This is a genomic window from Roseovarius sp., assembly GCF_040223625.1.
Taxonomy (GTDB): Bacteria; Pseudomonadota; Alphaproteobacteria; order Rhodobacterales; family Rhodobacteraceae; genus Roseovarius.
Genome location: NZ_JAVKFX010000026.1, coordinates 90,015 through 108,612 on the forward strand (window position 1 = coordinate 90,015; position 18,598 = coordinate 108,612).

The window sequence follows — 18,598 nt, forward strand, 5'->3', positions numbered from 1 at the left end:
GGTGTCTCCTCCCAAAAGTCGGATCTTAAGATTGTGCCCGTCAGCATAAAGACCACAGACCACATGCCAACCTGAATTTGCCTTTGCCGGGATCACCGCAAATGCGACGCGAAGGCTGCCTGCAACATGTGCAGCTTGGGGTCGATAAACCGCGTGCAGAACGGCCCGCCCGCCTGTTTTTCATGGTAGTTCCGGAACCGCTCCCCCGACGCCCGGAACCCGGCCAGCGACAGAACCCGCGTCACCAGCGGCCGCTCGAACCCCGCCTGCAACTGTGCCAGCGTCTCGCGCACGGCCGCCCCCTGCGCCGCATCCGTCACATATACGGCACTCCGGTACTTGCCCCGCATGGAATGATTGGACGTGCTGGCATGGGTCCGCAGATGCACCTTGATCAGCACCTCGCGGTCAATCTCGCCCGGGTCGAACCCCAGCCGCACCGCCTCCGACCAGCCATCGTCGGGCGGCTCCGACCGGATGAAGCCCTGCTCCACCCGGCCGACACCTTTCAACGCGGCAAAGACGGCCTCGGTGCACCAGTGGCACCCGCCGCCAAAACCGATAACCTCGATGGCCAGCGCCTACTCCGCCGCCGCCCGCTTGGGCAGCACCCAGTCGGGGCGCGGGAAATGACAGGTATAGCCGTTCGGTATCCGCTCCAGGTAATCCTGGTGCTCGGGCTCCGCTTCCCAGAAATCGCCCACCGGTTCGACCTCGGTCACCACCTTGCCGGGCCACAGCCCGCTCGCCTCGACATCGGCGATGGTGTCCAGCGCCACCTGCTGCTGCATCGCGTCGACATAGTAGATCGCCGAGCGATACGACATGCCCACGTCATTGCCCTGCCGGTTCACCGTCGTCGGGTCGTGGATCTGGAAGAAGAACTCCAGCAGCTCGCGATAGGTGATCCTCTCGGGATCGTAGATGATCTCGATCCCCTCGGCATGGGTGCCGTGATTGCGATAAGTGGCATCGGGCACGTCGCCCCCGGTATAGCCCACGCGGGTGCTCTTCACGCCCGGAAGCTTGCGGATCAGGTCCTGCATGCCCCAGAAACAGCCGCCTGCCAGAACGGCGCGTTGATCAGACATCTAAACGTCCTCCACTTGGTTCAGGTAATCGCCATAGCCCTCGGCCTCCATCTCGTCGCGATGGATGAACCGCAGGGCGGCGGAATTGATGCAATAGCGCAGCCCGCCCCGGTCGCGCGGCCCGTCACTGAAGACATGGCCCAGATGACTGTCGCCATGTTTCGAGCGCACCTCGGTGCGCACCATGCCGAGGCTCTCGTCGCGATGCTCGGTCACGTAGGCGGGCACGATCGGCTTGGTGAAGCTCGGCCACCCACAGCCCGACTCGAACTTGTCCGACGACGCGAACAGCGGCTCGCCCGACACGATATCGACGTAGATCCCCGGCTGCTTGTGATCGTTGTACTCGCCGGTGAACGGCCGTTCCGTCCCGGCCCGCTGAGTGATCCGGAACTGCTCCGGCGTCAGCTTCGCAATCGCGTCCTTCGACCTCTCGTATCCCATCCGACGGCTCCCCTTTTCTGCTTCTTCCCTTGACGCATCACATGGCGCCATTGAAGACAATTGCAAAGGCACGCTCACCAACTTGTCAAATCACGTCTGGTGACACACCCCGCCGGGAGGCCCGGCACCCCCCGCCCCGGGCCTGACCCGGGGCCTCGCACCACACGCAGCCCGACCCCCTTGGACGAATGCGCAAAGGTCCCGGCCCGGAGGCCGGGACGGTCACGACAAACCTCACCCTCGCTCGGAGGCCGGGCATACCCGCCGCAAACTGACCACCGCCAGCCCCAGCGTCACGGCCACCAGCCCTGCCGCCACCGCGAAGCTGGCCGAGAACGCCCGCGCGACCTGCTCCACCGGGGCCCCCGCCGCGTCGCCCGTGCCCAGCACGAAGGCGAACAGCGCCGGCATCACCGACGCCCCGGTCATCAGCCCGAGGTTCCGCGCCAGCCCCAGCAGGCCCGACAGCCGCCCCCGCTCCGCCGGCGCGGCACGCGCCAGTACGCCCGTGTTGTTCGCCGCAAGGAACATCTGGAAGGCCGGCGTCAGCAGGATCAGCGCCGCCACGTACCCGCCCACGCCGAACACGCGCGGCAGGAACGCCAGGCACAGAAGGCCCAGCACCATCTGCCCCAGCCCCAGCTGCACCACCCGCGCCGCGCCCAGCCTGTCGGTCAGCCGCCCCGCCGGCACGCCGGCCAGCGTCGCCACCGCGGGCCCCACCGCCATCACCAGCCCCACCAGCGCCGCGTTCAGCCCCAGCCCGAAGGCCAGGTAGAACGGCCCGACCACCAGCGTCGCCATCATCACCGTGCCCACCGCCACATGCATGATCACCGCGGCCCCCGTCCCGCGGTCCGCCAACAGCGCCAGCGGCACCAGCGGCGCGGCGGCGCGCCGCTCGATCGCCGCGAACACCGCCAGCGCCGCCGCGGCCACGGCCAACAGCAGGCCCGGCGCCAGCGGCACCCCGGCGCCCCCGCTCGTCGCCAGCGCATAGGCCGAAAGCGCGATCATCAGAACCGCGGTTCCCGGCAGGTCCAGCGTCCGGAGAGACGCCTCCGCCCGCCCCGGCACCCGCGCGATCCCGGCAAGGCACAGCACCAGCGTCACACCCCCGCACGCCACCAGCGCCCAGAACGCCATCCGACAGTCGCCCCACGCCAGCAGCACGCCGTCCAGCGGCGGGCCCAGCGCCGTGCCGGCGGCCGAGGTCGTGGCGATCAGGCCCATTGCCGCGCCCAGCCGCGCCTCCGGCATGCACTCCCGCGCCAGCGACATCGGCAGCGCGATCAGGATCGCGCCGCCCACCCCCTGCAGCGCCCGCCCGGCGATCAGCACGCCCAGCCCCGGCGCCACCGCGCACAGGCCCGAGGCCGCGATGAACAGCATCAGCCCCGCCAGCAGCACGCGCCTGTGGCCGAACAGGTCGCCCAGCCGCCCGGCCGACACGACCGCCACGGTGATCGACATCAGGTAGGCCAGAACCACCCACTGCACCTCCGCCACCGTGGCCGAGAATCCCCGGCTCAGCGTCGGCAGCAGGACCGAGGCGATGCTGATCCCCAGCGACGCGGTCAGCGTCGCGGCGGCCAGCGCAGCCTGAACGGGCCTCGTTCCGGGGGTGGTCGTGGTATCGGTCATGGCAGGACTCGCTTGTCAATCGTGGCAATGAGCGCCTAAGCTGCCACTTCAAGCCAGCTTGAGGTCAAGCATGAAACTTCTCGATATCGGCACCGTCTCCGACCGCAGCGGCCTTCCGCCCTCCACCTTGCGCTATTACGAGGAGATCGGCCTGATCCGCTCTGTCGGGCGGCACGGGCTCCGCCGGCAATACGACACCCCGGTCGTCACCCAGCTTGCGCTGATTTCGCTGGGCAAGATGGCCGGCTTCTCGCTCGACGACATCCGCGCCATGTTCGCCCGCGACGGCACTCCGCAACTGCCCCGCGCCGAGCTGCACCTGCGCGCCGACGCGCTCGACGCGCAGATCCGCGGCCTGACCCGCCTGCGCGACGCGCTGCGCCACGTCGCCGACTGCCCGGCCGAGACGCATATGGACTGTCCGAAGTTCCGCCGGCTGATGGATTTCGCCGCGCGTGCCTCGGGCCGCCGGGGACGGTGATCGGCCCGTTGCGGGGGCCTCCACGCCCGCGCGGTGCGTTAACGCCGCCCCGCCGGTTAAAAACACCGACGTAATACCGACGCGATACCGACGTGATACCGACATGGGGTTTCTCGCCAAATCAACGCGTTAACCCTGATTCGGGCCAAACCGCTGTCGACAGCCCGTCTCACACCGCCCGACCTTGCCCTTCGCGGCCCATGGTTGTAGTCACAGGGGCATCCAACCCGAGGGGCGACATGGCACAGGACGATCCGAAAACCCTTGTTTCCACCGACTGGCTCGCGGCCCATATCAAGGACCCCGACCTGCGCATTCTCGACGGCACGATGTTCCTGCCCGGCACCGGCCGCGACGCCCGCGCCGAGTATGCGGAAACCCACATCCCCGGCGCGCGTTTCTTCGATATCGACGAGATATCCGACAACCGCTCCGACCTGCCCCACATGGCCCCGCCCGTTGAAAAATTCATGTCCCGCCTGCGCGCCATGGGCGTCGGCGACGGGCACCAGGTGGTGGTTTACGACACCCACGGCCTGTTCTCGGCGGCCCGTGTATGGTGGCTGTTCCGGCTGATGGGACAGTCGGATATCGCCGTGCTCGACGGCGGCCTGCCCAAGTGGATCGCCGAGGGCCGCGAGACCGAGGATATGGAGCCCATCATCCGCGACCGTCACATGACCGTCCGCCGCCAGGCCCACATGATCAAGGACGTCACGCAGGTCTCTTCCGCCTCCAAGCTGGGCGATTACGAGATCCTCGACGCCCGCTCCCCCGGCCGCTTTCGGGGCGAGGAACCCGAACCCCGCGAGGGCCTGCGCAGCGGCCACGTGCCGGGCTCGAAAAACGTGCATTACCGGGCGCTTATGAACGATGACGGCACGATGAAAGACGCCGACGGCCTGCGCGCCGTGCTGGAAAAAGCCGGCGTCGACCTGTCCCGCCCCGTCATCACCACCTGCGGCTCTGGCGTCACCGCCGCCATCATCAACCTCGCGCTGGAACGCATCGGCAAGACCGACCACGCGCTTTACGACGGGTCCTGGGCCGAATGGGGCGCCTTCGGTACCGTGCCCGTCGCGACCGGAGACTGACCAGATGTTCGAAGAGCTGAAAGAACAGCCCGCCGACAAGATCCTCATGCTGATGCAGATGTATCGCGAGGATCCCCGCGAGCAGAAGATCGACCTCGGCGTCGGCGTCTACAAGAACGCCGAAGGAGTGACCCCCATCATGCGCGCCATCAAGGCCGCCGAAAAGAAATGGTGGGAGGAAGAGACCACCAAGGCCTATACCGGCCTCGCCGGTGATCCGGCCTTTGCCGACGCCATGATCGGCCTCGTGCTGGGCGATGCCGTGCCGCGCGACAACGTCGCCGCGGTGGCCACCCCCGGCGGCACCGGCGCCGTGCGGCAGGCGTTTGAACTGGTGAAGATGGTCAATCCGAACGCGCGCGTCCACGTCTCCGACCCGACATGGCCCAACCACCTGAGCATATTGAAACATCTCGGGATCGAGGCCGTCCCCTACCGCTATTTCGACGAGGCCACCTGCGCCGTCGATTTCGCCGGCATGATGGAAGACCTCGAGAAGGTCGAGGCGGGCGACGTCGTCCTCCTCCACGGCTGCTGCCACAACCCCACCGGGGCCAATCTCAACCTGACCGAGTTCAAGGCGGTCATCGAGCTGATGAACGCCAAGGGCGCCCTGCCGATGATCGACATCGCCTACCAGGGCTTCGGCGACGGGCTCGACGTCGACGCGCTCGCCACGCGAGAGGTCGCGTCGTCCTGCCCGGAAACCCTGATCGCCGCCAGCTGCTCGAAGAATTTCGGCATCTACCGCGAGCGGACGGGCCTGCTGATGGCCGTGTCGCAGGACCCTTCGAAACAGAAGGCGGCACAGGGCAACCTCGCCTATCTCAACCGCCAGAACTACTCCTTCCCGCCCGACCACGGCGCACGGCTGGTGACGCTGGTGCTCAACGACGACACCCTGCGCGCCGACTGGAAGGCCGAGCTGGAAGAGGTGCGCGAAGGCATGCTTGGCCTGCGCGAACAACTGGCCGGCGAAATGCAGCGCCTCACCGGGTCCGACCGCTATGGCTTCATCGCCCAGCACCGCGGCATGTTCTCGCGCCTCGGCCTGTCGCCCGAGATCGTCGAGACCCTGCGCAAGGATCACGGCATCTACATGGTGGGCGACTCTCGCATCAATATCGCGGGGTTGAACAAGGAAACCGTGCCGATCCTGGCCAAGGCCATCGTCGAGGCGGGCGGCTGACGCCCGCCGTCGTCAGGCGCGGTAGCGGGCAAGGAACATCTCGACCGCGCCGTTGACCACGCGCTCGATATCGGCCTCGGTCACTTCGCCGCAGACGCCGCACAGGCTGCGGACGAAAAGGTCGGATTTGCACAGCTCGCCGAACTGATTGGCGGCAAGGTCCATGTCATCGATCTTGAGCACGCCGCGCTCGACATAGGGCGTCAACACCTTCGACATCCGTTCGCGCACCAGCTTGGGACCGGAGTCGTAGAACCGCCGCCCCAGCTCGGGAAAGCGATAGGATTCCGACACGCAGATGCGGAACACCTGACGGCCGAAATCGGACAGGAAGAACCGGACGATCCGGTTCGCCGCCTCGTGCAGCACCACCTCGATCGGCGCGCCCGTGCCGATGACGTCAAGCGCCTCTTCGGCCTGGCGGTTGCATTCAATCCGCGCGACCTCGGAAAACAGCAGGCGCTTGTCGGGGAAGTAACTGTAAAGCGTAGCCTTCGAGACGCCTGCGGCACGGGCGATCTCATCGACACTGGCACCCTCGAAGCCGTCGCGCAGGAAGATTTCCCGCGCCCCGTCGAGCACCTGGTCGAATTTCCGGCCTTTCTTGATTTCAGCGGCCATCGCCGTCATGCGCATCCTCCGCGAAGTCGCCCGTCCACCCTAGCCGGGGGGTCGCCGGTCCCGCAAGCAAATCCGCATGTGCCGCGAGGGCATGTGCCACCCGCGGCACCATGCAACCGGGTTATCGGTTCAACTCCGTCACCGTCCGGGTGGCCGGTTCGGGCGCGGGGGTCGGGTAGGTCAGCGTGGGGAACAGGCTGCCGACATCGACGCTTTGCGCCTGAGCGGGCGCGGCGAGCGGCAGGAGGGTCAATGCGAGGAGTGCGAGAACGGGTTTCATGGGTTTCTCCTAACTGAACTGGTTCGTTCACTTTGAAATAACTAAACTCAGTAGTTTAGATTTTCAAGTGGAAAGTGAACTGTACTGTTCACTTTTCCGGTGAAGCCGTTACCCTTTGAAACTGAGGGATTTTTACGTTGAGAACGCCGGACCCTGTCGCTGATGCGTAATCAGCCCAGAAGGTCCAGCGTCTTGCCGCAGCGCTGGCCGTCGTAAAACGCATCCAGGATACGCGCGAAGACCGCATCGCCGCCCGCCGCCTCGAAGAGGGTCGTACAGGAGCGCAGTTTCAGCGCATCGACCGATCCCAGGATCGTCTCCGCGGCGGTATCGTCATGGGCGAGCATGGCGCGGGATATCTCGATCAGCCGCGGGCCAAGAACGGGGTGGGCGAGATAGGCCTCCGCCTCGGCCCGGTCGGCGATGCCGTAATGCAGCGCAGTGGCCGAGCGGCCCAGCCCCTTCAGTTGCGGAAAGACGAACCACATCCAGTGGCTGTCCTTCCGCCCCCGCTGGATTTCCTCCAGCGGTGCGGGCCAGACCCGATCTCGTGCTTCGGTGAACCGCTCAAGGCTCTTGCCGCCTCCGCAGGATGCGCTGCACCGCATCCTGCCCCGCGGCGAGGATCACTTCAAGATGCCCGGCAGTTTCAGCCCGTGCTCGCGCGCGCAGTCGATGGCGATGTCATAGCCGGCATCGGCATGGCGCATCACGCCCGTGGCCGGATCGTTCCACAGTACCCGCTCGAGCCGGCGGTCGGCATCTTCCGAGCCGTCACAGCAAATCACCATGCCGGAATGCTGCGAGAACCCCATGCCGACGCCGCCGCCGTGGTGCAGGCTGACCCAGGTCGCGCCGCTCGCGGTGTTGAGGAGTGCATTGAGAAGCGGCCAGTCGCTGACCGCGTCGGAGCCGTCCTTCATCGCCTCGGTTTCCCGGTTGGGCGAGGCGACCGAGCCGCTGTCGAGGTGGTCGCGGCCGATCACCACGGGCGCCTTCAGCTCGCCGTTGCGCACCATCTCGTTGAAGGCAAGCCCGGCCTTGTGCCGCTCGCCCAGCCCGATCCAGCAGATCCGCGCCGGCAGGCCCTGGAAGGCGATCCGTTCCTGCGCCATGTCGAGCCAGCGGTGCAGGTCGGCATGATCGGGGAACAGTTCCTTCATCTTGGCGTCGGTCTTGTAGATATCCTCCGGATCGCCAGACAGCGCACACCAGCGGAACGGCCCGATCCCCTTGCAGAAGAGCGGGCGGATATAGGCGGGCACGAAGCCGGGGAAGGCGAAGGCATTTTCCAGCCCTTCCTCCAGCGCCACCTGCCGAATGTTGTTGCCGTAGTCGAGCGTCGGAACGCCTGCGTTCCAGAAATCGACCATCGCCTGAACATGCACCTTCATCGACGCCCGGGCGGCCTTCTCAACGGCCTTGGGGTCGCTTTCCTGCTTGGCGCGCCATTCTCCCACGCTCCAGCCTTGCGGCAGGTAGCCATGAACCGGATCGTGCGCGCTGGTCTGGTCGGTGACGATGTCGGGCTTCACGCCGCGTTTCACCAGCTCGGGGAAGACATCCGCCGCGTTGCCGATCAGCGCGACCGACTTGGCCTCGCCCGTCTTGGTCCAGCGGTCGATCATCTCAAGCGCCTCGTCCAGCGAATGGGTGATCTCGTCGACATAGCGGGTGCGCTTGCGGAACTCGGCGCGGGTCTCGTCGCATTCCACGGCAAGACAGCAGGCCCCGGCGAAGACCGCCGCCAGCGGCTGCGCCCCGCCCATGCCGCCGAGGCCACCGGTCAGGATCCAGCGGCCCTTGAGGTTACCGTCGTAATGCTGGCGGCCGGCTTCGGCGAAGGTTTCGTAGGTGCCCTGCACGATGCCCTGCGTGCCGATATAGATCCACGAGCCGGCCGTCATCTGGCCGTACATCATCAGGCCCTTTTTATCGAGCTCGCTGAAATGGTCCCAGTTGGCCCAGTGCGGCACGAGGTTCGAGTTGGCGATCAGCACGCGCGGCGCGTCCGCGTGGGTCTTGAACACGCCCACCGGCTTGCCCGACTGCACCAGCAGGGTTTCGTCCTCTTCCAGCCCCTTGAGGGTACCGACGATGCGGTCGAAATCCTCCCACGTGCGGGCGGCGCGGCCGATGCCGCCATAGACCACCAGCTCATGCGGGTTCTCGGCCACATCGGGGTGCAGGTTGTTCATCAGCATCCGCATCGGCGCCTCGGTCATCCAGCTCTTGGCGCTGATCTCGGTGCCGGTGTCGGGATAGATGTCACGGGTGTTGTGGCGGGGGTTGGTCATGCAAGCTCTCCTTCGCGGGCAAGCTGGTCAATACGGGTCAGTATGGTTTTCAGATGCGGACGGATGCGCTCGGCCCGGTCAGGGCGATAGGACCATGGCGGCGTTTCCTCCATGTAGGTGGATTGGGCCAGTTCCATCTGGATGGCGTGGCGGCCGGTATCGGGGCGACCGTGGTGGCGGGTGGTCCAGCCGCCCTTGAAACGGCCGTTGGTGACAGAGGTGAAGCCATCGGCGGTTTCGCAAACCTCGGCCACCGCCTCGGCGATTTTGGCATCACAGGTGGTGCCGTTGTTGGTGCCGATGTTGAAATCGGGAAGGGTGCCCTCGAAGAGGAACGGGATACGGGAGCGTATGGAGTGGCAATCGTAGAGCACCGCAACGCCGTGCGCCGCTTGCACACGCTGCAATTCCGCTTCCAAGGCTGCGTGATACGGCGCGTGGAAGGCGTGCTTGCGGGCCGCGATGTCGGCCTCGGTTGGCGGGGTGTCCCAGATGTCCTGCCCGTCGAAATCGGTGAGCGGCACGAGGCCCGTGGTGTTCTGGCCCGGGTAGAGGGAGGCGCCCGACGGGTCGCGGTTGGCGTCGATGACGTAGCGGTGGAAGGTGGCGCGCACCACTGTGGCGCCGCGTAGCAGCCCGTCGTAAAGGCCATGAATATGCCAATCGGTATCCGACAACCCCCGACCGCGTTCGTTCAGGCAGCGCTTGATGTCGGCGGGCACGTAGGTGCCGGTATGGGGCATGCCCAGAACGACCGGGCTATCGCCGCGGATGACCTCGACAGCGTCCATCATGCCTCTCCCATGTCCAGTGTCAGCCCCGACGCACTGACCAGCGCGCCGTCGCGGATCAGTTGCGCGGCGGCGTTGAGGTCGGGCGCGAGGTAGCGGTCTTCCTTCAGCGCGGGCACGACCTCTCGCAGGCGGGCCATGGCGCGTTGGAGGGGGTCGCTGGTCTTGAGCGGTGCGCGGAAGTCGATGCCTTGCGCGGCACAGATGGCCTCGACCCCGAGGATGTTGCTCAGGTTGGCGTTCATCCGCCCCAGCCGCCGGGCGGCGTGGGCGGCCATGCTGACGTGATCCTCCTGGTTGGCGGAGGTCGGCGTGCTGTCGGTCGTGCAGGGGTTGGCGAGGTGCTTGTTCTCGCTCATCAGCGCGGCGGTCGTCACCTCGGCGATCATCAGGCCCGAGTTCAGCCCCGGCTCGGGCGTCAGGAACGGCGGCAGGTCGAAGCTCAGGTTCGGGTCGACCATCAGCGCCACGCGCCGCTGGGCGATGGCGCCCAGCTCGGCGATGGCCATGGCGATCTGGTCGGCGGCGAAGCCCACCGGCTCGGCATGGAAGTTGCCGCCCGAAACGATCCGCCCCTCGTCCACCAGCACCAGCGGGTTGTCGGTGACGGCGTTGGCCTCAATCTCCAGCACCTCGCCCGCGCGGCGGAGCAGATCGATCGCGGCGCCGCTCACCTGGGCCTGGCAGCGGATGCAGTACGGATCCTGCACGCGGGTGTCGCCCTCGCGGTGGCTTTCGCGGATCTCGCTGCCTTCCATCAGGTCGCGTTGGGCGCGGGCGGCCATGATCTGACCCTTGTGGCCGCGCAGGGTGTGGATGGCGTCGACCAGCGGGGCGGTGGAGCCCATGATGGCATCGGTCGAGAGCGACGCGGTGACGATGCAGCCTTGGGCATTGCGCCACGCCTGCCAGAGGCCGATCAGGGCGAGCGCGGTGGAGAATTGCGTGCCGTTGATCAGCGCAAGGCCCTCCTTGGGGCCGAGCACGATGGGGTCGAGACCGGCCTTGGCGAGGGCTTCGCCGCCGGACAGTCGCTGGCCTTCGAATGTCGCCTCGCCCTCGCCGAGCATCACGGCGGCCATATGTGCCAGCGGCGCAAGGTCGCCCGAGGCGCCGACCGAGCCCTGATCGGGCACGACCGGGGTGACGCCTTTCGAGAGCATCCCCTCGATCAGTTCGATGGTCTGCCACTTCACGCCCGATGCCCCGCGCCCAAGCGACATCAGCTTGAGCACCATCATCAGCCGGGTCGCGGCCTCGTCCAGCGCCTCGCCCACGCCGCAGCAATGGCTGAGGATCAGGTTGCGTTGCAGCGCCTCGGTCTGCTCGGCGGGAATCTTGACGCTGGCCAGCTTGCCGAAGCCGGTGTTCACACCGTAGACGGCCTCCTGCCCCTCGGCGGCGCGGCGCACGAGGTCGGCGGCCGCTTCGACGGCGGGCTGCACGGAGAGGTCGAGGGTTGCCGCCCGCCCCTCGCGCCAGATCACCTCGAGCGCGGCCAGTTTGACCGCGCCGGGGAACAGAACCTCGTTCATCCTTCACCTCCGAAAATCCGCCGGTTCAGCGGGTTGAACCCGATGCGGTAGGCCAGCTCGGCCGGTTGAGCCACGTTCCAGACGGCAAGGTCGGCGCGTTTGCCGGGGGCGATCACGCCGGTGTCCTCGAGGCCGAGCGCCTGTGCGGCGTGGCGGGTGACACCGGCCAGCGCCTCCTCCGGCGTCATGCGGAACAGGGTGCAGCCCATGTTCATCGTCAGCAGCAGCGAGGCCAGCGGGGAGGAGCCGGGGTTGCAATCGGTTGCCAGTGCCATCGGCACGCCATGCTTGCGGAAGGCATCGACGGGCGGCAGCTGTTTCTCGTGCAGGGTGTAGAACGCGCCGGGCAGAAGGACGGCCACGCTGCCCGATCCGGCCAGCGCCTTGGCGTCGCCCTCGTCGGCATATTCCACGTGATCGGCGGACAGGGCGCCATACTTCGCGGCCAGCCTCGTGCCGCCGATATTGCTGAGCTGTTCGGCGTGCAGCTTGACGGGCAGGCCGAGCTCCTTCGCCCTGGCGAAGACCGGCTCGATCTCTTCGACGGAGAAGGCGATGCCCTCGCAGAAGCCGTCGACGGCGTCGACCAGCCCCTCGGCGGCGGCCTGTTCCAGAGCGGGCAGGCAGATTTCGGCGATGTAGTCGGCTTTGCGGCCCTTATACTCGGCCGGCACGGCATGGGCGCCGAGGAAGGAGGTTTTCACCCGCACATCGCGCGAGGCGGCGACCCGGCGGGCGACGCGCAGCATCTTGATCTCGGTGTCGATGTCGAGCCCGTAGCCCGACTTGATCTCGATGATCGAAACACCCTCGGCGATCAACGCGTCGGCGCGGGTCAGGGCATCGGTCAGCAACGCGTCCTCGGGCGTGTCTCGGGTGGCGGTGACGGTCGAGACGATCCCGCTGCCGGCACGCGCCACTTCCTCGTAGCTGGCCCCGTTCAGGCGCATCTCGAATTCGCCGGCGCGGTTGCCGCCGAAGACGATATGGGTGTGACAGTCGATCAAGGCGGGGGTGACCAGGCGGCCTTCGAGATCCTCGCCCGTTTCGCCAAGTTCGGCGGGCAGGTCGGCCTCGGGCCCAACCCAGCGGATTTTCCCGTCGTCATGAGAAATCGCGCCGTTCTCGATGAGGCCATAGGCCCCCTCGCCGGTCATCGTGGCAATGGTCGCGTTCCGTAGCAGCATGCGCGGTCTTCCCCTGATGTGAGCCGATGACCCCTTTATTATGTCTGCACATAATAATCGTCAAGGAAAGATTTTCGTGGAGCATGGCGATCGCCGCCGGTGGCTATTCGGCGGCGATCTTGATGACGGGTTCCATCCGGGCAAGGATATCGTCGGCCAGGTGGCACTTGACCTGGTGCCCCTCGGCCAGCACGCGCACCGGCGGCACCTCGGTTTCGCACAGGTTGCCGGGCACCTGCGATTTCCAGCGGCAGCGCGTCTGGAACGGGCAGCCGGGCGGCGGGTTCATGGCCGAGGGCACGTCGCCCTCGAGCACGATGTGCTTCTTCTGGACATGGGTGTCGGCGATGGGCACGGCCGACAGCAGCGCCTCGGTATAGGGGTGGTAGGGGGGCGAGAAGACCTGTTCGGTGGTGCCCAGTTCGACCACGTGGCCGAGATACATGACCATCACCCTGTCGGACAGGTAGCGCACAATCGACAGGTCGTGCGAGATGAACAGCAGGGTCGTCTTTTTCTCGCGCTGGATTTCCATCAGCAGGTCGGTCACCGCCGCCTGCACCGACACGTCGAGCGCCGAGACGGGCTCGTCCGCCACCACGATCCGGGCGCCGCCGGCGAAGGCGCGGGCGATGCCGACGCGCTGTTTCTGGCCGCCGGACAACTGGCGCGGCATCCGGTCGGCGAACTCGCGCGGCAGCTTCACCAGGTCGAGCAGGCGCATCATTTCCTTGTGGCGGTCGTCGTCCGACTTGCCGTGGCCGAAGATTTCCAGCGCGCGCATGATCTGGCGGCCGACGGTCATCGAGGGGTTCAGCGTGTCGAACGGGTTCTGGAAGACCATCTGGATATCGGCGACGGTCTTGGTGTCGCGGCTCTGGATCGGGATATGTTCGATGTTCTTGTTATCGAGCAGGATCTGCCCGTCGGTGGCCGTTTCCAGCCCCATCAGCACCTTGGCGAAGGTCGACTTGCCACAGCCCGATTCGCCCACGATGGCGAGCGTTTCGCTTTCCCGCGCCTCGAAGGTGAGGGTCTCGTTGGCCTTGACCACCTTGGTCGCCCCGCTGGAGCCGAAGAGCGCGTTGGCCGCCACCTCGTAGTATTTCTTGAGGTTGTCCATCTTGAGGATGACATCGCCCTTCTCGGTTGCCTCGGTCTGTTTCGCGGCGGCAATGGGGGCGTGCCAGTCGATTTCCTGATAGCGCAGGCAGCGGGTGAAATGCCGGTCGTCGCCCTCGATCTGTTCCATCGGGATGGCGATATCCTGGTTGCAGCGGCCGTCCTCGAAATAATCGCAGCGCGGGCCGAAATTGCAGCCCGGGGGCCGTTCGTGCGGCAGGGGGAAGTTGCCGGGGATGGCGACCAGCGGGCGGGCATTCTTGTCGGCCCCGGGCAGCGGGATCGACCGGAAGAGCGCCTGGGTGTAGGGGTGCTGCATCTTGTCGAACACGTCCTTGATGCTGCCGGTCTCGACCGCCTCGCCGGAATACATCACGCAGATCCTGTCGCAGGTTTCCAGCACCAGCCCGAGGTTGTGGCTGATGAACAGCTTCGAGGTGCCGTATTTCCGGCCCAGCTCCTTGACCAGTTCAACGACCGCCGCCTCGACCGTCACGTCGAGCGCGGTGGTGGGCTCGTCGAGGATCAGCAGGCTGGGGTTGGCCATCAGCGCCATGGCGATGACGATGCGCTGCTGCTGGCCGCCGGAAAGCTGGTGGGGGAAGGATTTGAGAATGCGCTCGGGGTCGGGCAGCTTCACGTCGCGGACCACTTCGAGGGCGCGTTGATAGGCCTCCTTCTCCGATACCTTCTCGTGGATCATCGGCACTTCCATCAGCTGCTTGCCGATCTTCATCGCCGGGTTGAGGCTCGCCATCGGCTCCTGGTAGATCATGGCGATCTCGTTGCCGCGGATGTGGCGCAGCTCGTCGGGGGACATGGCGCCGAGGTCACGGCCCTTGAACCTGATCGAGCCGCCGACGATGCGGCCGTTGACGCCGAGGTCCTGCATGACGCCCAGCGCCACGGTCGACTTGCCGCAGCCGCTTTCGCCGACGAGGCCCACCGCCTCGCCCGGCTGCACCTCGACCGAGAAGTCCATCACCGCCGGGATCTCCCGCAGCCGGGTGAAAAACGAGATCGACAGGCTGTCGATTTCGAGGATCGGGCCGTCATGGTCTGGAGTCTGCGACATCTCGTTGTCCTTTCCCGAAGCGGGCGGTTAATCCCTCAGGCTTTCTTCCCGCAGGCCATCCGCGAGGAAGTTGAGCCCCAGCACCAGCGTCAGCAGGGCCAGCGCCGGCGGAATGGCGATATGCAGGATATTGGCCGACAGCAGGCGGCGGCCGTCGATGATCATCTTGCCCCAGTCCGGGCTTTCGGATTCGAGCCCGAGGCCGAAGAAGCCCAGCGTTCCCAGAAGGATCGTTGTGTAGCCGATGCGCAGGCAGAAATCGACGAGCAGCGGGCCGCGCGCGTTCGGCAGGATCTCCCAGAGCATGATGTACCACGGCCCCTCGCCCCGTGTCTGGGCGGCGGCGACATAGTCGCGTGTCTTGATATCCAGCACGAGGCCCCGCACGATCCGAAACACCGTGGGAGAGTTGACGAACACCACCGCCACGAACACCACCAACACGTTGGGCGGCACGCTGATCAGGCCCAGAGGGTCGGCATCCCACGCCATGCCAAGATACACCCAAAGCCCGATCACCAGCGTGATCGCGAGGTAGACGTTCCGCTTCATCGGCTGGGTGTGATAGCGCGAGTTCCACAGGATCACGAGGAAGACGAGCGGGAAGATGAACAGCACCGCGGCCATGTAGACGGGGATGCCGGTTTGCACGATCTCGGGCGTCACCAGCAGGTAGAAGAGCAGGATCACCGGGAAGGCCAGCACGAGGTTCGACAGGAAGGACAGCACCGTGTCGAACCGTCCGCCGTAGTAGCCCGCCGGCAGGCCCAGCGTGATGCCGACCATGAAGGCGAAGACCGTGGCGAAGGGGGCGATCAGGATCACCTTGATCGACCCGGCGATAACCCGGCTGAACACGTCACGCCCGAGGTTGTCGCCGCCCAGCAGGTAATAGGCGCCGGCATCTGGATCGGGCGTGCCGATCAGCTTGGAATAGGGTGTGCCGGGCAATGCCTTCTTCATCATCGCCGACTGGTCGAGCGGGTTGTGGGTGGCGACCATGTCGAACACCCCGGCGAAGAACGCCGTGAAGACCCAGAACAGGACCAGCGCGAGGCCGATCATGCCGACGGTGCTGTCGAACAGCTTGCCGTAAAGGCCCAGCCGGCGCTTGAAGGTCAGCGAAAGCGCGAAGCTGATCACCAGCAGGATCAGCACCGGCGCGAACTGGATGCCCATCTGGCCGATGATCGCGCCCCAGCTGAGTGCGTCCTTGTTCATCTCTGCGGCCCTTCCCTAGCTCACGCTGATCCGCGGGTTCAAGTAGACATAGCCGATATCCGATATCAGCTGCGTCACCAGAACCACGAAGACGGATATGACCGAGACCCCCAGCAGAAGCTCGATATCGTTGTTCCCGGCTGCCAGCACCAGCGTCCAGCCGAAGCCCTTGTAGTTGAACAGCGTCTCGACGATCACCACCCCGTTCAGAAGCCAGGGGAACTGCAGCATGATCACCGTGAAGGGGGCGATCAGCGCGTTGCGGAGCGCGTGCTTCATGACGATGTTCGGAAAGCTCACCCCCTTGAGCCGCGCGGTGCGGATGTATTGCGAGGTCATCACCTCGGCCATCGAGGCGCGGGTCATGCGGGCGATGTAGCCCATGCCGTAGGCCGCGATGGTCAGCACCGGCAGGAAGAAGTTCTCGAAGGTGACGTTGTCCATCGCGCTGGTGGCGGTGCCCTTGAACCATTTGAGGCCCACCGCGGAGCTGGCGAAGATGGCGATGAAGAGGACGCCGGACACATATTCCGGTGTGGCCGTGGTACTGATCGAGAAGGTGGAAAGCGACCGGTCGAGGCGGGAGCCTTCGCGCATCCCGGCCAGCACCCCGAGGATCAGCGCCGAGGGCACCATCAACAGCATCACCCAGAACATCAGGATGCCGGTCAGCCCCAGCTTCTCGAGGATAATGCCGCCCACGTCCTCCTTGATGGTGGTGGAAAAGCCCCAGTTGCCCTGCAGCACGCCGCAGAAGCGGGGCGCCTCCTCGATCGGTTGGCCGGGGGCGGCGCAGCGGGCGCGGACCTTGCCGTCGGTGCCCTCGATCACGTAGCCGGGCAGCACCCCCAGCCATTGGCCGTACTTGGTGACCGTCGGCTGCAAGTACCCGCGATTGTTGAGAAAAGTCGCAACCTCCTCGTCCGACATGCGGAAGTTGCCCTGGGTCTTGGCGAATTTCTCGAGGTTGGGATAGAGGTTGGTGAGAAAAAACACGATGAAGGTCAGGCACAGCGCCGTCAGGATCATCACGCCGATCCGGCGCAGAATGAACTTCCCCATCAATGGCCCCCTGTTGGCTCTTGTTTTTTGCTCAGGAAGGATCCCTGTCCACGAGAAACGCTAAACAACAAAACCCGTTCGGTCCAGCCGTTCCGCATGTGTGGGGAAGTTCTGACAGGGTTGTACGGGATTGCTGCACATCCACCGGCGTGGCGCGGTCGGATTGCGACATCGGCAGGCAGCAGGCGATTGGGACGGGGCGTCAGGGGCGGGGCAGCACCCCGCCCGGCTGGATCAGCCCTTGACGATCTTCTGGGGCGAGATCACGTCGATGCCCAGCGCGCGGCCCACGGCGTAGTAGGTCAGTTGCCCGGCATGGACGTTGAGCCCGTTCAGCAGGTGCGGGTCGTCGGCGCAGGCCTGTTGCCAGCCCTTGTCGGCCAGCGCCAGCATGAAGGGCATCGTGGCATTGCCCAGCGCGATGGTCGAGGTGCGCGCCACGGCGCCGGGCATGTTGGCGACGCAGTAATGCATGATCCCGTCGACATCGTAGATCGGGTCGGCATGGGTGGTGGGTTTCGAGGTCTCGAAACAGCCGCCCTGGTCGATGGCGACGTCGACCAGCGCCGCGCCGGGCTTCATGGTGGGGAACTGGTCGCGGCGGACGAGCTTGGGCGCCTCTGCGCCGGGGATGAGCACGGCGCCGATCACCATGTCGGCGCGGGTCAGGTGCTCTTCCAGCAGGCCGGCGGAGGAATAGCCGGTCTTGAAGACACCGGCAAAGGCATCGTCGAGATAGCGCAGCCGGGGCAGCGAGCGGTCGAGCACGGTGACATCCGCGCCCATGCCTGCCGCGATGCGGGCGGCATGGGTGCCGACGACACCGCCGCCGATCACAAGCACATCGGCCGGGCCCACGCCCGGCACGCCGCCCATCAGCACGCCGCGCCCGCCATTGGCCTTCTGCAGGGTCCAGGCGCCGACCTGCGGGGCGAGGCGGCCGGCCACCTCGGACATCGGCGCCAGCAGCGGCAGGCCGCCGCGGTCATCGGTCACCGTCTCGTAGGCGATGGCGGTGCAGCCGCTATCCAGCAGGTCCCTGGTCTGGGCCGGGTCGGGGGCGAGGTGAAGATAGGTAAACAAAAGCTGACCTTCGCGCAGCATCTTGCGCTCGGCGGCCTGGGGCTCCTTCACCTTCACGATCATGTCGGCGATGGCGAAGATTTCCTCGGCGCTGTCGAGGATGCGGGCGCCCGCCGCGATATAGGCGGCGTCCTCGAAGCCGGCCCCCTTGCCGGCGCCGGCCTGCACGATCACCTCGTGACCGTGGGCCACCGCCTCCTGCGCGGCGTTGGGCGTCATGCCGACGCGGAACTCCTGCGGCTTGATCTCTGCCGGGCAGCCGATTTTCATGGGTTGATCCTCCTCCTGATCTTGCCAGAATGTCGCAGATCGCGCGCAATTGGCTTGAAATCTTTGCCGCTCCCTTGACGCCGGAGTAAAGGTTCTTCGAATAAATGGCAG

The 18,598-nt window shown here is 66.1% G+C and carries 18 protein-coding genes; 3 read left to right on the forward strand and 15 right to left on the reverse strand.

From position 1 onward, the window contains the following. Positions 1-92: 92 nt before the first annotated feature. The 4 genes from RLN94_RS07125 to RLN94_RS07140 form a co-directional block, all read right to left on the reverse strand. Entirely contained in the window at positions 93-578 is a 486-nt protein-coding gene (locus tag RLN94_RS07125) for a peptide-methionine (S)-S-oxide reductase (protein ID WP_350168742.1), read from the reverse strand. 3 nt (positions 579-581) lie between these two features. Then, complete coding sequence (gene msrA / locus RLN94_RS07130) at positions 582-1,091, reverse strand: peptide-methionine (S)-S-oxide reductase MsrA (RefSeq protein ID WP_350123466.1); 510 nt, start codon at positions 1,089-1,091, stop codon at positions 582-584. Then, entirely contained in the window at positions 1,092-1,535 is a 444-nt protein-coding gene (msrB, locus tag RLN94_RS07135) for a peptide-methionine (R)-S-oxide reductase MsrB (protein WP_350123463.1), read from the reverse strand. Between the two features lie 234 nt (positions 1,536-1,769). Continuing rightward, positions 1,770-3,179, reverse strand: a complete 1,410-nt coding sequence (locus RLN94_RS07140) for an MFS transporter (RefSeq protein ID WP_350123460.1) — start codon at positions 3,177-3,179, stop codon at positions 1,770-1,772. A gap of 70 nt (positions 3,180-3,249) precedes the next feature. Here RLN94_RS07140 and RLN94_RS07145 point away from each other — a divergent pair, with 70 nt between their 5' ends. The 3 genes from RLN94_RS07145 to RLN94_RS07155 all read left to right on the forward strand — a co-directional run bounded on the left by RLN94_RS07145 (position 3,250) and on the right by RLN94_RS07155 (position 5,943). Beyond that, on the forward strand, positions 3,250-3,660 hold the full coding sequence (locus tag RLN94_RS07145) for a helix-turn-helix domain-containing protein (protein ID WP_350123457.1): 411 nt from the start codon (positions 3,250-3,252) through the stop codon (positions 3,658-3,660). Between the two features lie 239 nt (positions 3,661-3,899). Next, positions 3,900-4,754: a 3-mercaptopyruvate sulfurtransferase gene (gene sseA / locus RLN94_RS07150; RefSeq protein WP_350123454.1), complete on the forward strand. Its 855-nt coding sequence runs from the start codon at positions 3,900-3,902 to the stop codon at positions 4,752-4,754. A 4-nt stretch (positions 4,755-4,758) separates the two neighbouring features. Further along, complete coding sequence (locus RLN94_RS07155; RefSeq protein WP_350123451.1) at positions 4,759-5,943, forward strand: amino acid aminotransferase; 1,185 nt, start codon at positions 4,759-4,761, stop codon at positions 5,941-5,943. Positions 5,944-5,955: 12 nt separating this feature from the next. On the opposite strand, the gene RLN94_RS07160 is transcribed toward RLN94_RS07155, so the two are convergent. The 11 genes from RLN94_RS07160 to ald all read right to left on the reverse strand — a co-directional run bounded on the left by RLN94_RS07160 (position 5,956) and on the right by ald (position 18,487). Continuing rightward, entirely contained in the window at positions 5,956-6,573 is a 618-nt protein-coding gene (locus RLN94_RS07160) for a TetR/AcrR family transcriptional regulator (protein WP_350123448.1), read from the reverse strand. Between the two features lie 112 nt (positions 6,574-6,685). Continuing rightward, entirely contained in the window at positions 6,686-6,844 is a 159-nt protein-coding gene (locus tag RLN94_RS07165; RefSeq protein WP_350123445.1) for a hypothetical protein, read from the reverse strand. Positions 6,845-7,014: 170 nt separating this feature from the next. Continuing rightward, positions 7,015-7,452 carry a DUF1810 domain-containing protein gene (locus tag RLN94_RS07170; RefSeq protein ID WP_350123442.1) on the reverse strand — a complete coding sequence of 146 codons (438 nt, stop codon included), beginning with the start codon at positions 7,450-7,452 and terminating at the stop codon, positions 7,015-7,017. Between the two features lie 18 nt (positions 7,453-7,470). Beyond that, positions 7,471-9,141, reverse strand: coding sequence for a urocanate hydratase (gene hutU, locus RLN94_RS07175; protein ID WP_350123439.1), 1,671 nt, complete (start codon positions 9,139-9,141; stop codon positions 7,471-7,473). Beyond that, positions 9,138-9,932 (reverse strand): N-formylglutamate deformylase, encoded by a 795-nt coding sequence (gene hutG / locus RLN94_RS07180; RefSeq protein WP_350123542.1) that lies wholly within the window; start codon positions 9,930-9,932, stop codon positions 9,138-9,140. The genes hutU and hutG overlap by 4 nt, the downstream gene beginning before the upstream one ends. Further along, positions 9,932-11,467, reverse strand: a complete 1,536-nt coding sequence (gene hutH, locus RLN94_RS07185; RefSeq protein WP_350123436.1) for a histidine ammonia-lyase — start codon at positions 11,465-11,467, stop codon at positions 9,932-9,934. Before hutH ends, hutG begins: the two co-directional genes overlap by 1 nt. Then, complete coding sequence (hutI, locus tag RLN94_RS07190) at positions 11,464-12,654, reverse strand: imidazolonepropionase (RefSeq protein ID WP_350123432.1); 1,191 nt, start codon at positions 12,652-12,654, stop codon at positions 11,464-11,466. Before hutI ends, hutH begins: the two co-directional genes overlap by 4 nt. A 103-nt stretch (positions 12,655-12,757) precedes the next feature. After that, the gene (locus tag RLN94_RS07195) at positions 12,758-14,851 is read right to left on the reverse strand and encodes a dipeptide ABC transporter ATP-binding protein (RefSeq protein WP_350168737.1); all 2,094 of its coding nucleotides are present in this window, start codon (positions 14,849-14,851) and stop codon (positions 12,758-12,760) included. A 27-nt stretch (positions 14,852-14,878) separates the two neighbouring features. Continuing rightward, a complete protein-coding gene (locus RLN94_RS07200; RefSeq protein WP_350123425.1) occupies positions 14,879-16,072 on the reverse strand; it encodes an ABC transporter permease in 1,194 nt (397 codons plus the stop codon). A gap of 15 nt (positions 16,073-16,087) precedes the next feature. Then, entirely contained in the window at positions 16,088-17,134 is a 1,047-nt protein-coding gene (locus RLN94_RS07205; RefSeq protein WP_350123421.1) for an ABC transporter permease, read from the reverse strand. Positions 17,135-17,368: 234 nt separating this feature from the next. Then, complete coding sequence (gene ald, locus RLN94_RS07210; RefSeq protein ID WP_350123418.1) at positions 17,369-18,487, reverse strand: alanine dehydrogenase; 1,119 nt, start codon at positions 18,485-18,487, stop codon at positions 17,369-17,371. Between the last annotated feature and the right edge of the window lie 111 nt (positions 18,488-18,598).

Excerpts from the sequence above, each read along its gene's own strand:
- sseA (WP_350123454.1), top strand. The coding sequence starts at position 3,900 with ATGGCACAGGACGATCCGAAAACCCTTGTTTCCACCGACTGGCTCGCG.
- RLN94_RS07145 (WP_350123457.1), top strand. The coding sequence starts at position 3,250 with ATGAAACTTCTCGATATCGGCACCGTCTCCGACCGCAGCGGCCTTCCG.
- RLN94_RS07195 (WP_350168737.1), bottom strand. The coding sequence starts at position 14,851 with ATGTCGCAGACTCCAGACCATGACGGCCCGATCCTCGAAATCGACAGC.
- RLN94_RS07200 (WP_350123425.1), bottom strand. The coding sequence starts at position 16,072 with ATGAACAAGGACGCACTCAGCTGGGGCGCGATCATCGGCCAGATGGGC.
- RLN94_RS07160 (WP_350123448.1), bottom strand. The coding sequence starts at position 6,573 with ATGACGGCGATGGCCGCTGAAATCAAGAAAGGCCGGAAATTCGACCAG.
- RLN94_RS07165 (WP_350123445.1), bottom strand. The coding sequence starts at position 6,844 with ATGAAACCCGTTCTCGCACTCCTCGCATTGACCCTCCTGCCGCTCGCC.
- ald (WP_350123418.1), bottom strand. The coding sequence starts at position 18,487 with ATGAAAATCGGCTGCCCGGCAGAGATCAAGCCGCAGGAGTTCCGCGTC.
- hutU (WP_350123439.1), bottom strand. The coding sequence starts at position 9,141 with ATGACCAACCCCCGCCACAACACCCGTGACATCTATCCCGACACCGGC.
- hutG (WP_350123542.1), bottom strand. The coding sequence starts at position 9,932 with ATGGACGCTGTCGAGGTCATCCGCGGCGATAGCCCGGTCGTTCTGGGC.
- RLN94_RS07205 (WP_350123421.1), bottom strand. The coding sequence starts at position 17,134 with ATGGGGAAGTTCATTCTGCGCCGGATCGGCGTGATGATCCTGACGGCG.
- msrA (WP_350123466.1), bottom strand. The coding sequence starts at position 1,091 with ATGTCTGATCAACGCGCCGTTCTGGCAGGCGGCTGTTTCTGGGGCATG.
- msrB (WP_350123463.1), bottom strand. The coding sequence starts at position 1,535 with ATGGGATACGAGAGGTCGAAGGACGCGATTGCGAAGCTGACGCCGGAG.
- hutI (WP_350123432.1), bottom strand. The coding sequence starts at position 12,654 with ATGCTGCTACGGAACGCGACCATTGCCACGATGACCGGCGAGGGGGCC.
- RLN94_RS07170 (WP_350123442.1), bottom strand. The coding sequence starts at position 7,452 with ATGCGGTGCAGCGCATCCTGCGGAGGCGGCAAGAGCCTTGAGCGGTTC.
- hutH (WP_350123436.1), bottom strand. The coding sequence starts at position 11,467 with ATGAACGAGGTTCTGTTCCCCGGCGCGGTCAAACTGGCCGCGCTCGAG.
- RLN94_RS07140 (WP_350123460.1), bottom strand. The coding sequence starts at position 3,179 with ATGACCGATACCACGACCACCCCCGGAACGAGGCCCGTTCAGGCTGCG.
- RLN94_RS07155 (WP_350123451.1), top strand. The coding sequence starts at position 4,759 with ATGTTCGAAGAGCTGAAAGAACAGCCCGCCGACAAGATCCTCATGCTG.